Here is a 13,583-nt window from a genome sequence, read left to right as displayed (position 1 = left end):
ACGATCGGTTTTGACATCAATATCGATCGTATCAATGAGTTGAAAAACAACCATGACAGCACACTGGAAGTGTCTGACGCGGAGTTGCGTGGCAGCTCGCAATTGCGTTTCAGCAACGATCCGGCCCCGTTGCAAGGGGCCAACGTCTACATCGTCACGGTTCCGACGCCGATCGATCGCCACCGCCGCCCCGACCTCACGCCACTGCAGGGCGCCAGCCGTACCATCGGCCAGGTGATCAAGCCGGGTGACGTGGTCATCTTCGAATCGACGGTCTTTCCGGGCGCCACCGAAGAGGAGTGCATCCCGTTGATTGAAGCGGCTTCCGGGCTGAAATACAACCAGGATTTCTTTGCCGGCTACAGCCCGGAGCGGATCAATCCGGGCGACAAGAGCCACCGTCTGCCGATGATCAGGAAGGTCACCTCCGGTTCGACGCCGCAGGTGGCCGACTATGTCGACCAGCTCTACCGCAGCATCATCACGGCCGGCACCCACCGCGCCAGCAGCATCCGGGTGGCCGAAGCCGCCAAGGTGATCGAAAACACCCAGCGCGACCTCAACATCGCGCTGGTCAACGAATTGGCGCTGATCTTCAGCCGGCTCGGCATCGACACCGAAGAGGTGCTGGTCGCGGCCGGCACCAAATGGAACTTTCTGCCGTTTCGTCCCGGTCTGGTCGGCGGCCACTGCATCAGCGTCGACCCCTACTACCTGACCCACAAGGCGCAGGAGATCGGCTACCACCCCGAGGTGATCCTGGCCGGGCGGCGCATCAATGATGGCATGGGTGCCCATGTCGTCGAGCAGGTGATCCGGCTGATGACCCGCAAGCGGGTGCCGGTGGTCGATTCACGGGTGCTGGTGATGGGGCTCGCCTTCAAGGAGAACTGCCCCGATTTTCGCAACACCCGGGTGGTCGACATCGTCGAGGCATTGCAGGGCTATCACGTTCAGGTCGATGTGCACGACCCCTGGATCGATCCGCACCACCTGCGTGCTGAATATGAGGGCATCAACCTGGTCGACACGCCACAGCCGGGGCAGTACGACGCCATCATCGTCGCGGTGGGACACGATCAGTTCCGCGCACTCGGCAGCACCGGCATGCGCCGCTTCGGCAAGCCACTTCATGTGCTGTTCGACGTAAAATACCTCTTCCCCAAGGAGGAAGTGGACGGCCGCCTCTGATTCTCGCAGTATTTTTCAGGAAAACCCCATGCGTATTCTGGTGACCGGCAGTGCCGGCTTCATTGGCTCGGCACTCAGCCTGCGGCTGCTCGAGCGCGGTGACGAGGTGATCGGCCTCGACAACCTCAACGACTACTACGATGTCCAGTTGAAGCGGGACCGACTGGCCCGGCTCACCGCTCACCCCAATTTCACCGACCTGCGCATCAGCCTGGAGGATCGGCCGGCGGTCGATGCGCTCTTTGCCAGCCACGCGCCGCAGCGGGTGGTACATCTGGCGGCCCAGGCCGGTGTGCGTTACTCGATCACCCATCCGCACACCTATGTCGATGCCAACCTGGTCGGCTTCATGAACATCATCGAAGGCTGCCGGCACCACCAGGTCGAACATCTGGTCTATGCATCGAGCAGTTCGGTCTATGGCGCCAACACCGCCATGCCGTTTTCGATCCATCACAACGTCGACCACCCGGTCAGCCTCTATGCCGCCACCAAGAAGGCCAACGAGCTGATGGCGCACACCTACAGCCATCTCTACCGGCTGCCGACCACCGGACTGCGCTTCTTCACGGTCTATGGCCCCTGGGGCCGGCCCGACATGGCGCTGTTCATCTTCACCAAGGCGATTTTGGCCGGCGAACCGATCGACGTCTTCAACCACGGCCACCATCGGCGTGACTTCACCTACATCGATGACATCGTCGAAGGGGTGATCCGCACGCTCGACCAGGTGGCGGCGCCCAATCCGGTCTGGTCGGGGGATCAGCCCGACCCCGGCACCAGCCTGGCGCCCTACCGCCTCTACAACATCGGCAGCAACCGGCCGGTCGAACTGCTGCGCTACATCGAAGTGCTCGAAGCGTGTCTCGGCAAGCAGGCGAACAAGCGGCTGCTGCCGATGCAGCCCGGCGACGTGCCCGACACCTATGCCGATGTCGACGACTTGATCCGGGATGTCGGCTACCGCCCCGAGACTCCGATCGAGGTGGGCATCGAGCGCTTCGTGCGCTGGTACCGCGACTACTATCGGATCTGACCCAGGAATCACCACCATGCAGTTCAAGGATTATCCGATCGACCACCTGATGGAGATCACGCCACGGCCACCGCTGGTGATGACCCATGGCGAGGGCTCCTGGCTGTGGGACCACACCGGCCGGCGCTATCTCGACTTCGTGCAAGGCTGGGCGGTCAATGCGCTGGGTCATTCACCACGCTGCATCGTCGAGGCGCTCGCTGCCCAGGCACCACAGCTGATCACTCCCAGCCCGGCCTTCTACAACGAACCGGCCCTCCAGTTGGCGGCCCTGCTGACCCGGGAATCCTGTCTCGATCAGGTCTTCTTCACCAACAGCGGTGCCGAGGCCAACGAAGGGGCGATCAAGCTGGCCCGCAAATGGGGGCGTCAGCACAAGGGCGGTGCCCACGAGATCATCACCACCCTCGACAGCTTTCATGGCCGCACGCTGGCCACCATGTCCGCCTCCGGCAAGGCGGGCTGGGACACGATGTTCGCACCCCAGGTGCCCGGTTTTCCCAAGGCCGTGCTGAATGATCTGTCATCGGTGGAGCGGCTGATCACAGCGCACACCGTCGCCATCATGGTGGAACCGGTGCAGGGCGAAGGCGGTGTCAACTGCGCCAGCCCGGCCTTTCTGCAGGGGCTGCGCGAGCTGGCCGACCAGCACCGCCTGCTGCTGATCTTCGATGAGGTCCAGACCGGCATCGGCCGGCTGGGAACGCTGTTCGGCTACCAGCACTACGGCGTCGAACCGGACATCATGACCCTCGGCAAGGGGCTGGGCGGCGGCGTGCCACTGGCGGCACTGCTGGCCAAGCGCACTGCCTGCGTCTTCGAACATGGTGAGCAGGGCGGCACCTACAACGGCAATCCACTGATGACTGCGGTGGGTCTGGCGGTGGTGCAGAGGCTGCTCGAGCCTGGTTTTCTGCCGCAGGTGCGCGCCATGGGGGCGCACCTCTCCTCCCGGCTCACTGAGCTCTGTGTCGAACTGGATCTGGGCGGCGAGCGCGGCATCGGCCTGTTGCGCGCCCTGGAACTCAAGCAGGAGATCGGCACGCAGGTGGTGACTGCCGCGCGCGATGCGCTCGAACCCGATGGACTGCTGCTCAACGCGCCACGCCCGTCACTGCTGCGCTTCATGCCGGCGCTCAATGTCACGGCTGCCGAGATCGACCGGATGATCGATGGACTGCGCAGCGCCATCACCCTGGTGCACAAACGCGCCTGACGAATGGCCCCGGCGACCGGTTTGCGCAGTTTTGACAAACCGCCGAGAATACGACGGCGGCCCAAGCTGAACTCCGCCTGAGAATCAAAAAAATAACATCGTAAAAACAACATATTGCAAAGAGGATTTGATAATGAGCATCAAGGTGATTGGCGCCGGCTTCGGTCGTACCGGCACCCTCTCGTTCAAGCAGGCGCTGGAGCAGCTCGGTTTCAACCCCTGCTACCACATGCTCGAAGTGTTCAACAATCCAACTCACATTCCGCAGTGGCAGGCGGCAGCCAAAGGTCGACTGCCCGACTGGAAGGCGCTGCTGAACGGCTATCAGGCCGCCGTCGACTGGCCGGTCTGCGCCTTCTGGCGCGAACTGACCGAAGCCTTCCCGCAGGCCAAGGTGGTGCTGACGCTGCGCGATCCGCAGAAGTGGTACCAAAGCATCATCAGCACCATCTATCAGACGCTGATCGCGCCCAGTTCGACAGACGAGTCGCCACAACTGACCGCTCACCGCGCGATGACCCGGCAACTGATTCTGCAGAACACCTTTGACGGACGGCTGGATGACCCGACCCACGCGATCGCGGTCTATCAACGTCACATCGAGACGGTGAAGTCGAGCCTGTCGCCCCGGCAACTGCTGGTGTATGAGGTCGCGCAAGGCTGGGAGCCGCTGTGCGAGTTCCTGGAATGCCCCGTGCCCGACAGCCCCTTCCCGCAGGTCAACTCCACCGAGGAGTTCCAGACCCGCATGCTCAACCGCCGTACCCTGAAGCTTTGAACGGAGTTTCACCGCCTTGACTCACCTGTGATTTCTGCCTCGACCACGTGAGCAAGCGCCATCTGACCCAGCAGCAACGCCGCCGCATCGACCGTCACCAGGGTGACCGGATTCGGCGGCAGACCGTGGACGAGGCGCTGGCCAGCCAGGGCGATGAGCAGATCGGCCTGGTGATGGTGCACCGTGGTGCACTGCTCGAGGTCGAAAGCCGCGACGCGGATGGCCACCCGCTGCGGGTGCAGTGCCACCAGCGCGCCAACATCGAGCCGATCGCGGTGGGAGACCGGGTGGTCTGGCGCCGCACCGGCATCGCGGGAGAAGGGGTGATCACCGCCCTGCTGCCCCGCAGCGCGCTGCTGGCACGCCCCAGCAGCCACGGCGGCCTGCGACCGATCGCCGCCAACCTCGATCTGGTGGTCATCGTGCTGGCACCGCAACCGGCGCCGATCGAGATTCTGCTCGACCGCTATCTGGTCGCGGTGGAGCAGATTGGCATCGATGCGATGCTGGTTCTCAACAAGTGGGACCTGCTCACCTCACTGCCGGCCGCCGACGCCGACTCGGTGAGGGCACTGCTCGAACTCTACCGCGGCCTCGGTTATCCCACCCTCGAAACCTCCTGCCACGACCACAGCGGCATGGCGGCACTGACCGAGCGGTTGCAGCGGCGAACCGCGATCCTGGTCGGCCAGTCCGGCGTCGGCAAATCCTCGCTGCTGAAGGCACTGTTGCCCGAAGCAGAGATTGCCCTCGGCGCGATCTCCGCAGCCAACCTGCGCGGCCGTCACACCACCACCACGGCCCAGCTTTACCATCTGCCACAGGGCGGCGATCTGATCGACTCGCCGGGTGTGCGCGAGTTCGGGCTGTGGCATTTGTCGCCGGATGCGGTGTGGGCGGGCTTCCGCGAACTGCGCCCACTGCTGGGGCGATGCCGCTTTCGCGACTGCCAGCATCAGCAGGAGCCCGACTGCGCGCTGACGACAGCCATCGCGGCCGGCGTGATGGCACCCTCCCGGTGGCAGAACCTCAGGCGCATCCTGGCCAACGATGGCAGCGACAGCGGCCAGTGAGCTGCGCTGCCCGGTGTCACCCAGCGTTCACAGCGCAGCCGCCAGCCGGCAACCCTCATCAATCGCCCGCTTGGCATCGAGCTCCACCGCCAGCTTGGCGCCGCCGATCAGCTGAACCCTGATGCCAGCCTGCTCCAGCGGCTGTTGCAGGCTGCACAGTGGCTCCTGCCCGGCGCAGAGGACGACATGGTCGACATCGAGCAGCCTCGGCTCGCCGTTCACCTCGATGTGCAGCCCGGCATCATCGATCTGGCGATAGGCGACACCGGCGATCATCCGCACGCCGCGCTTCTCCAGATTGATGCGATGGATCCAGCCGGTGGTTTTGCCCAGCGTGGAACCAAAACGGTCCGCCTTGCGCTGCAGCAGCACCACCTCCCGTGCCGCCGGGGCAAAGCGCGGCTCGATGCCCGCCACCGCGCCGCGTGCCTTCAATTGGGTGTCGATGCCCCACTCGGCGGCAAACAGCAGCGGATCGAGACTGCTCGAAGCCCCCTGATGAACCAGCAGCTCGGCGACATCGAAGCCGATGCCGCCGGCGCCGATGATCGCCACCCGCTGACCGATCCGTTGCGGCTCACGAATGGCATCGATGTAACCGACCACCTTGGGATGGTCGATGCCGGGGATCTCCGGCGTGCGTGGCTGAATGCCGCTGGCCAGCAGCACCAGGTCATAACCGCCATCGATCAATTCGCTCGCCTGCGCTCGGTGGTTGAGCCTCAGGTCGACGCCGGTCAGCTCGATGCGGCGGCCGAAGTAGCGCAGCGTTTCGCTGAACTCCTCCTTGCCCGGAATCCGTCGGGCCAGATTGAACTGGCCGCCGATGCGATCCGCCGCCTCGAACAGCGTCACCCGGTGGCCACGCTCGGCCGCGGTGGTGGCAAAGGCCAGGCCAGCGGGGCCCGCACCCACCACCGCGACCCGCTTCGGCGTGCTGGTCGGTCGATAGTCGAACTCGGTCTCGGCACAGGCGCGCGGATTGACCAGACAGCTGTTGAGCCGTCCGGTGAAGGTGTGGTCGAGACAGGCCTGGTTGCAGGCGATGCAGGTGTTGATCTCGTCCGACCGTCCCAGCCGCGCCTTCCTGACGAAGTCGCTGTCGGCCAGAAAGGGGCGCGCCATCGACACCATGTCGGCATCACCGCGCGCCAGCACCGCCTCGGCCACTTCGGGGGTGTTGATGCGGTTGGAGGTGACCAGCGGCACCTTCACCTCACCCTTCAGCTTCGCCGTCGCCCAGGTGAAGGCGGCGCGCGGCACCATGGTGGCGATGGTCGGAATGCGCGCTTCGTGCCAGCCAATGCCGCTGTTGATCAGCGTGACCCCGGCCGCCTCGATCGCCCTGGCGAGCTGCACCACCTCTTCCCAACTGCTGCCCCGTTCGATCAGATCGAGGATCGACAGCCGGTAGATGATGATGAAGTCCGGCCCCACCCGTTGGCGCATGCGCCGGATGATCTCGATCGGCAGCCGGCTGCGCCGCTCGAAGCTGCCACCCCACTCGTCGCTGCGCTGGTTGGTGTGCGCTGCCAGAAACTGGTTGATGAAGTAGCCCTCGGAGCCCATCACCTCCACGCCATCGTAGCCGGCATGACGGGCCAGCGCCGCGGTGTGGACGAACGCCTCGATCTGCTCCTCGATCTCTTCGCTGCTGACCTGCCGTGGGGAAAACTGGCTGATCGGCGCCCGGATCGGCGAAGGGGCGATCAACCCGGGATGGTGCGCATAGCGCCCGGTGTGCAGGATCTGCATGCAGATCAGGCCACCCTCGCGGTGCACCGCCTCGGTGATGATCTGGTGGCGCTGCGCCTCCTCCTCGGTGGTCAGCTTGGCGCCACGCGGCCCGACACTGCTGATGTGCGGTGCAATGCCACCGGTGACGATCAATCCCACCTCACCGCGCGCCCGTTCGCCATAAAAGGCAGCCATTCTGCGAAAACCGTCGGGATGCTCCTCGAGCCCGGTGTGCATCGATCCCATCAGTACCCGGTTCTTCAGCCGGACAAAGCCCAGATCGAGCGGTGCCAGCAGGTGGTCATAGGAACTCATCTCATCACCTCGTTGTTGTTATGGATCATCGATTCGACAAACACCAGCCACTCATCCGGTTGCGCGCGCACGCCACTCAAACTTCGGCCAGACCCCAGCCGCCACCTCCCGGCGTCATCACGGCCAGCCGATCTCCGGCCTGGGCGACGAACTGGCACTTGGCCGGCAGCGGCTGGCCATTCAGCAGATTGCGGCCGGCGGCACCCGGCTCGCCACCGGCCAACCCCCAAGGTTGCAGCGTACGCCGCTCGGTCAGCAGCGTCACCTCGGTCGGTTGCAGCAGCAGAAACTCCCGGATCAGGCCATCGCCGCCCCGGTGCAGACCGGCGCCACCCGAGCCGCGCCGCACCGCATAGCGGCTGATCCGCAGCGGGAAGTGCCGCTCCAGACTCTCCACCGGCGTGTTGAGGGTGTTGGTCATGTGTGTCTGCACCGCCGAGAGCCCGGCCGCCAGCGGACTGCCGCCCATGCCGCCACCGATGGTTTCGTAATAGTCCCAGGCGGCACCGATGTCGCCGCGACTGCCCATGGCGACATTGTTCATGCTGCCGTGGCTGGCGGCGGGAATCCGCCCCGGCACTGCCTGGGCCAGCGCCCCCAGCAGCAGGTCGACCACCCGGGTCGAGGTCTCGACATTGCCGGCCGCCACGGCCGCCGGCGGGCGGGCATTGAGCAGCGAGCCGGGCGGCGCATGCAGCATGATGCTGCGAAAGGCACCCGCACAGTTGGGCGTCTGCGCCGGCATCAGGCAGCGAAAGACATAGTAGACCGCCGCTGCGGCCACCGACAGTGGGCAGTTGATGTTGCCCTCGACCTGACTGGCGCTGCCACTGAAATCGACCTCGATGCGCCCCGGCTCCACCTGCAACCGCACCTCGAGCGGAATCCGCCGCTGCCCCTGGCCATCGTCATCCAGCCAGTCGATGTGGTGGTATTCACCTTGGGGAATGGCCGCCAGCGCACTGTCGGCCAGCCGGCCGGCATAGTCGTTGACCTCATTCAGCGCGCTGGAGAAACCACTGGGTCCGAGGGCGCTCAGCAGCTCCGCGGCACGCTCGGCGCCGGCGCGGTTGGCGCTGACCTGGGCGGCAAAGTCACCGAAGAGTGCAGGGTCGGTGGCCGCGGAGGCTCGCCCGGCATCGATCGAACGGATCAGTTCGAGGCCAGCCGGCAGCCAGCGTCCATTGGCGATCACCCGGGTCGGCGGAATCACCACCCCCTCCTGTGCCAGTGTCCGCGACAGCGGCATCGAACCGGCGGAGGCCGCACCGATGTGGGCATGGTGGGCCCGGTTGGCGACAAAACCGACCAGACGGCTCTGGCAACTGCCGCTGGGACAGAACAGCGGCGCAATCAGCGTGACATCGGGCAGGTGGGTACCGCCCAGATAGGGGTCGTTCAGCATCACCATCGAACCGGGCTGCCAGTCGATGCCGGCAACGACATCGGCCATCGCATGGGCCATGCTGCCGAGATGGACCGGAATGTGGGCCGCCTGGGCCGCCAGCTTGCCCTCGTGATCGAAGAGTGCGCAGGAGAAGTCGAGCCGATCCTTGATGTTGGGTGAAAAGGCCGCCCGCCGCAGCACCGACCCCATCTCCTCGCACAGCGCTTCGATGCGACTGATGAACAGCGCTCGCTCGACCGGATTCATTGCAGTGCCCTGATGATGCTCTGGCCGATTCTACTGCCTGGAACAGCACGATGACATCCGCATGCCCACGCCCTGCCGATCCGGCCCGATTCGTTGCCAAGCCGGCATGGAATCACTACTATCGCGAATCGATGCAAGGCGGCCGTGGCTGCCTTCTCTTTTTTTCCGAGGGCCGTTTTCGGATCGAACGACAGATGCACAACGTGATGAACACCTACCGCCGCCTCCCCGTGGAGTTCACCCACGGGGAGGGCATCTGGCTCTATGACAGCCAGGGCCGTCGCTATCTCGATGCCCTGAGCGGCATCGCCGTCTGCGGTCTGGGCCATGCCCATCCGGCCGTCACCCAGGCCATTCGCCTGCAGGCCGAAAAACTGCTGCATGTCTCCAATCTGTTCCAGATTCCCAACCAGGAGCGACTGGCCGAGCTGCTCTGCAAGGTCTCTGGTCTCGACACGGTCTTTTTCTGCAACTCCGGCGCCGAAGCCAACGAGGCGGCCATCAAGCTGGCACGCCTGCATGGCCATCGGCGCGGCATCGACAACCCCGCCATCGTGGTGATGGAGGGCGCCTTTCATGGCCGCACACTGGCCACGCTGAGCGCCTCGGGCAACCGGGCGATCCAGGCTGGCTTCGAGCCACTGGTGAAGGGCTTCGTGCGCGCTCCGTTCAACGACCTTGCCGCACTCGACACCATCGCCCGCAACAACCATGAGGTGGTCGCCATCCTGGTGGAGCCGATCCAGGGTGAGTCGGGAATCAAGCTGGCCGATGCCAACTACCTTGCCGAACTGCGCCGGCACTGCGACCAGCATGGCTGGCTGCTGATGCTCGACGAAGTACAGACCGGCAACGGCCGCAGCGGCAGTTACTTCGCCTACCAGAACCGCGGCATCCTGCCCGATGTGGTCACCACCGCCAAGGGGCTGGGCAACGGCGTGCCGATCGGCGCCTGTCTTGCCGGTGGTGCCGCTGCCACGCTGTTCCAGCCGGGTAACCATGGTTCCACCTTTGGCGGCAATCCACTCGCCACCGCCGCCGCGCGGGCAGTGGTCTCCACCATCGATCAGCAGCAACTGGCCGCCAACGCCGCACAGATCGGTGCGCGGCTGCTGGCCGGCTTTCGCAGCGAACTGGCCGGCTGCGACTATGTTCGCGACATCCGTGGTGAAGGCTTGCTGCTCGGCATCGAACTGAGCGAACCCTGCGCCGAATTCCCCTCGCTCTGCGCAGCACAGGGAGTGATCGTCAACGTCACCGCCGACCGGGTGATCCGCCTGTTGCCGCCACTGATCATGACCGCCGACGAGGCCGATCAGTTGATCGAGCGCCTGGTGCGGCTGATCAAGACCCATGCCGCCGATGAGCGGACCAAACCGCGCAGTTGAGCGCCGTTCACGAAGCAACAACGACCATGGCCATCCGTCACTTTCTGACCCTCTCCGACTTGACACCCACCGAATTGCGCCAGGTGATCGAGCGCGCCATCGAACTGAAGCGGATGCAGCGGCGCGGCTTTGCCCACCAGCCGATGATCGGCAAGGTGCTGGGGATGATCTTCGAGAAATCCTCGACCCGTACCCGCGTCTCCTTCGAGGCCGGCATGGCGCAGATGGGCGGCCATGCGATCTTTCTGTCGCCGCGTGACAGCCAGCTCGGCCGTGGCGAGCCGGTCGAAGACAGCGCCCGCGTCATCTCGCGCATGGTCGATCTGGTGATGATCCGCACCTTTGGCCATGACATCATCGAACGTTTTGCCGCCCACTCCGCGGTGCCGGTGATCAACGGCCTGACCGACGACCACCACCCCTGCCAGTTGCTGGCCGACCTGCAAACCCATGTCGAACTGCGTGGTGACCTCCGTGGCAGGCAGGTCGCCTGGATCGGCGATGGCAACAACATGTGCAACTCCTACATCGAAGCCGCCCGGCTGTTCGACTTCGAACTGCGCATCGCTTGCCCGGCCGGATTCGAGCCACGCGCCGAGCTGCTGGCCAGCGGCTCCAGCCATGTCACCCTGCTGCGCGACCCCATCACCGCCACGACCGGCGCCAACCTGGTGGTGACCGATGTCTGGGCCTCGATGGGACAGGAGTCGCAGGGCGAGCAGCGCCGTCAGGCCTTCGACGGTTACCAGGTCTCGCCAGCCCTGATGGACCATGCCGCCCGCGATGCACTCTTCATGCACTGCCTGCCGGCCCACCGTGGCGAAGAGGTCAGCGAGGAGATGCTCGACGACCCCCGCTCGGTGGTGTGGGACGAGGCCGAGAACCGCCTGCATGCACAGAAGGCGCTGATGGAGTGGCTGCTGCAACAGCACTGAGCAGCATCCGCACCGTCACACTCACTGCCCCGGCACCGACAATTGTTACAATTGTCATCCAGCCGTCATTCATGACGGATTAAATGTTTCCTTCATCTCCACCCGCACGAGGTTGATTTGACATGGAAATACACGGGCAAAAGATTCTGGTCGTCGAAGATGAACCGGAGATTCGTGACATGCTGGCCTTCAGCCTCGAACGTGGCGGCTATGCGGTCACTTTGGCCGAAGATGGCGAAAGCGCGCTGCGCCTGCTTGATCAGCAGCGTCCGGATCTGATTCTGATCGACTGGATGTTGCCGGGCCTCAGCGGCATCGAGCTGGCCAACCGGCTGCGGCGCGATGAACCCACCCAGGAGCTGCCGCTGATCATGCTGACCGCCCGCGGCGAAGAGAGCGACAAGCTGAAATCCTTCTCGGTCGGCATCGACGACTACATCACCAAGCCCTTCTCCTCCAAGGAGCTGCTGGCGCGCATCAAGGCGCTGCTGCGCCGCAGTGGCAGAGGTGACGAGGGGCGCCTTGCCATCGACGGACTCTGCCTCGACACCCAGGGGCACCGGCTGCTGGTCGACGGCAAGCCGGTCCACATCGGCCCGACCGAATATCGGCTGCTGGAGCTGTTCATGAGCAATCCCGACCGGGTCTACAACCGCGACCAGCTGCTCGATCGGGTCTGGGGCCGCACGGTCTATGTCGAGGAGCGCACGGTGGACGTCCACATTCTGCGGCTGCGCAAGACCCTGGCACCCCATGGCTATGATCGGCTGATCCAGACCGTACGCGGCACCGGCTATCGCCTCTCCAGAACCTGAGCATGTCTCGCCCCTGGATCGAGGAGTCGTGGCGGCTGCTGCTGTTCGTTGCCGCAGCGCTGCTGATCGGCGCCTTCACCGGCCAGAGCGGCTGGCTGCTGAGCATCAGCCTGCTGCTCTATATCGGCAACCTGCTGCTGCGCCTGCGTCGGCTCGAACAGTGGGTACGGCACCATGACCGCGACCCGCCCGACCTCGATGGCGTCTTCGATGAGGTCATCTACCATCTGCATCGCCACCGCAAGCGTCAACATGCACGCCGCAGCCGCATCGCCCAGGAGCTGCGGCAGTTCCAGCGCTCGGCGCGAATCCTGCCCGATGCCACCGTGCTGCTCGATGCCCATGACCAGATTCTCTGGTTCAACCGCGCCGCCACTGATCTGCTGGGACTGCGCTCCAGCGACACCGGCCATGCCATCAGCGGCCTGATTCGCAGTCCGCAGTTCATCCGCCTGCTGCGCGAGCACAGCAGCGACAGCAACTATGACACCCTGGAGATGATGTCACCGGTCGATGAGCGCATCCTGCTCGATCTGCGCATCTCCAGCGGCCGCAACGAGCAGCGCCTGCTGCTGGCGCGCGATGTCACCCAGCTCAACCGGCTGCTGAACATGCGGCGTGACTTCGTCGCCAATGTCTCCCACGAGCTGCGCACACCGCTGACGGTGGTGATCGGCTACCTCGAAAGCCTGCTCGATGACGACATTCAAGAGACCGACCCCGCGACACTGAAGAGCCTGCTCGGCAAGATCTATGCCCCTGCCCAGCGAATGAAGACCCTGGTCGAGGATCTGCTGCTGCTGTCGCGGCTCGACACCGACACCATGCTCAATGCCGAAAACTGCCCGCTGGTCGAGATGCCGGCCCTGCTTCGTTCGGCCGCACGCGATTGCGAGCAGCTCAGCAAGGGACAACACAGCTTCAGCTACCGGATCGATCCCCAGCTCAAGCTGCGCGGCGTCGAGCAGGAGCTCTACAGTGTGGCCAGCAACCTGCTGGGCAACGCCATTCGCTACACCGCACCAGGCGGAAAGATCGAGCTGCAATGGCAGGTCGATCCAGACGGTCGGGCGCGGCTCAGTGTCACCGACAACGGCCCCGGCATCGCACCGGCCCACATCGAGCGGCTCACCGAGCGCTTCTACCGGGTCGATGTCGGTCGCTCACGTCAAGCCGGCGGCACCGGCCTGGGGCTGTCGATCGTCAAGCAGGTGATACGCCGCCATGGCGCCGAACTGAGAATCGACAGCCAACCGGGACATGGCAGCAGCTTCCACTGTCTGTTTCCGGTCAACCGGACCCTGGTGCAAGCTGCGCGAAAGCTCGCCCCGGCTGCGGCGCACGATGCGATTGTCACAAACGCACAGCAGTGATCCGCCCTTTCGTAACCTGACTGTCACAATCGATTCCGATAATCGCTGCCATCCGCCACTCATGGAGATCAC

The 13,583-nt window shown here is 64.7% G+C and carries 11 protein-coding genes; 9 read left to right on the top strand and 2 right to left on the bottom strand.

Annotation, left to right across the window (positions count from 1 at the left end):
- From H7A13_04305 to rsgA, 5 genes are all read left to right on the top strand, one after another.
- The coding region (locus tag H7A13_04305) for a nucleotide sugar dehydrogenase (protein ID MCP5332563.1) at window positions 1-1,191 on the top strand (1,191 nt) is incomplete at its 5' end.
- Window positions 1,192-1,219: 28 nt separating this feature from the next.
- Window positions 1,220-2,227: an NAD-dependent epimerase gene (locus tag H7A13_04300; protein ID MCP5332562.1), complete on the top strand. Its 1,008-nt coding sequence runs from the start codon at window positions 1,220-1,222 to the stop codon at window positions 2,225-2,227.
- A gap of 16 nt (window positions 2,228-2,243) precedes the next feature.
- Window positions 2,244-3,443 carry an acetylornithine transaminase gene (locus H7A13_04295; protein ID MCP5332561.1) on the top strand — a complete coding sequence of 400 codons (1,200 nt, stop codon included), beginning with the start codon at window positions 2,244-2,246 and terminating at the stop codon, window positions 3,441-3,443.
- Between the two features lie 133 nt (window positions 3,444-3,576).
- Window positions 3,577-4,221 (top strand): sulfotransferase family protein, encoded by a 645-nt coding sequence (locus tag H7A13_04290; protein ID MCP5332560.1) that lies wholly within the window; start codon window positions 3,577-3,579, stop codon window positions 4,219-4,221.
- Between the two features lie 47 nt (window positions 4,222-4,268).
- Window positions 4,269-5,294, top strand: coding sequence for a small ribosomal subunit biogenesis GTPase RsgA (rsgA, locus tag H7A13_04285; GenBank protein MCP5332559.1), 1,026 nt, complete (start codon window positions 4,269-4,271; stop codon window positions 5,292-5,294).
- Between the two features lie 27 nt (window positions 5,295-5,321).
- Here rsgA and H7A13_04280 read toward each other — a convergent pair whose 3' ends face one another.
- Window positions 5,322-7,346: an NADPH-dependent 2,4-dienoyl-CoA reductase gene (locus H7A13_04280; GenBank protein ID MCP5332558.1), complete on the bottom strand. Its 2,025-nt coding sequence runs from the start codon at window positions 7,344-7,346 to the stop codon at window positions 5,322-5,324.
- Window positions 7,347-7,422: 76 nt separating this feature from the next.
- A complete protein-coding gene (locus H7A13_04275; GenBank protein MCP5332557.1) occupies window positions 7,423-9,000 on the bottom strand; it encodes a hydantoinase B/oxoprolinase family protein in 1,578 nt (525 codons plus the stop codon).
- 206 nt (window positions 9,001-9,206) lie between these two features.
- On the opposite strand from H7A13_04275, the gene H7A13_04270 reads away from it, so the two are divergent.
- From H7A13_04270 to phoR, 4 genes are all read left to right on the top strand, one after another.
- Window positions 9,207-10,388, top strand: a complete 1,182-nt coding sequence (locus H7A13_04270) for an aspartate aminotransferase family protein (protein ID MCP5332556.1) — start codon at window positions 9,207-9,209, stop codon at window positions 10,386-10,388.
- A gap of 26 nt (window positions 10,389-10,414) precedes the next feature.
- A complete protein-coding gene (gene argF, locus H7A13_04265) occupies window positions 10,415-11,323 on the top strand; it encodes an ornithine carbamoyltransferase (protein ID MCP5332555.1) in 909 nt (302 codons plus the stop codon).
- A 128-nt stretch (window positions 11,324-11,451) separates the two neighbouring features.
- Complete coding sequence (gene phoB / locus H7A13_04260) at window positions 11,452-12,138, top strand: phosphate regulon transcriptional regulator PhoB (GenBank protein ID MCP5332554.1); 687 nt, start codon at window positions 11,452-11,454, stop codon at window positions 12,136-12,138.
- A 2-nt stretch (window positions 12,139-12,140) separates the two neighbouring features.
- The gene (gene phoR / locus H7A13_04255; protein ID MCP5332553.1) at window positions 12,141-13,511 is read left to right on the top strand and encodes a phosphate regulon sensor histidine kinase PhoR; all 1,371 of its coding nucleotides are present in this window, start codon (window positions 12,141-12,143) and stop codon (window positions 13,509-13,511) included.
- Window positions 13,512-13,583: the final 72 nt, after the last annotated feature.

This window comes from Pseudomonadales bacterium (assembly GCA_024234215.1).
Taxonomy (GTDB): domain Bacteria; phylum Pseudomonadota; class Gammaproteobacteria; order Pseudomonadales; family UBA5862; genus JACKOQ01.
The sequence above is the reverse complement of the archived record's forward strand: the minus strand, read 5'-3'. Positions and strand labels throughout refer to the sequence as shown.

Coding starts and splice junctions, on each gene's coding strand:
- H7A13_04295 (MCP5332561.1), top strand. CDS start 2,244: ATGCAGTTCAAGGATTATCCGATCGACCACCTGATGGAGATCACGCCA.
- H7A13_04290 (MCP5332560.1), top strand. CDS start 3,577: ATGAGCATCAAGGTGATTGGCGCCGGCTTCGGTCGTACCGGCACCCTC.
- argF (MCP5332555.1), top strand. CDS start 10,415: ATGGCCATCCGTCACTTTCTGACCCTCTCCGACTTGACACCCACCGAA.
- H7A13_04275 (MCP5332557.1), bottom strand. CDS start 9,000: ATGAATCCGGTCGAGCGAGCGCTGTTCATCAGTCGCATCGAAGCGCTG.
- H7A13_04270 (MCP5332556.1), top strand. CDS start 9,207: ATGAACACCTACCGCCGCCTCCCCGTGGAGTTCACCCACGGGGAGGGC.
- H7A13_04280 (MCP5332558.1), bottom strand. CDS start 7,346: ATGAGTTCCTATGACCACCTGCTGGCACCGCTCGATCTGGGCTTTGTC.
- phoR (MCP5332553.1), top strand. CDS start 12,141: ATGTCTCGCCCCTGGATCGAGGAGTCGTGGCGGCTGCTGCTGTTCGTT.
- H7A13_04300 (MCP5332562.1), top strand. CDS start 1,220: ATGCGTATTCTGGTGACCGGCAGTGCCGGCTTCATTGGCTCGGCACTC.